Origin of the sequence: Pseudomonas siliginis (assembly GCF_019145195.1) — a bacterium.
GTDB classification, from domain to species: Bacteria; Pseudomonadota; Gammaproteobacteria; order Pseudomonadales; family Pseudomonadaceae; genus Aquipseudomonas; species Aquipseudomonas siliginis.
Window position 1 is genome coordinate 1 of sequence record NZ_JAHSTW010000046.1, and the last position, 324, is coordinate 324.

The following is a 324-nucleotide window of genomic DNA, read 5'->3' on the forward strand; positions in this document are numbered from 1 at the left end:
GACAACGCCAGCGGCTGGATCGACTCGCTGCCGCTGACTTTCGAAGTAAAAAATATCCTCCCCGATGTCAGTGATGTGCAATTCACCAACGACTACCAACCGACCTTCAGCGGCAAAGGCTTCAACGGCGCCACGGTGAATCCACGCAGGCCCAATAGCGGGGATCTCGAAGCGCCAGCAGTGGAGGTTGCTGGCGGGCGGTGGTCTACCAAGGCTTCAACGGTCTGGGGACCCTCGTTTGAGCGTCAGGTTCACATCAAGCAATATCTCGACGGTCACCAGTCGCCAAACTGGTTTGTCCTCAAAGTCACCATCCCGCCGCAG

The 324-nt window shown here is 57.7% G+C and carries 1 protein-coding gene; it reads left to right on the forward strand.

What is annotated here, in order from left to right; translation table 11 throughout:
* Positions 1-324: Ig-like domain-containing protein (locus KVG87_RS25795; protein ID WP_496198652.1), on the forward strand; the 324-nt coding region annotated here is incomplete at both ends.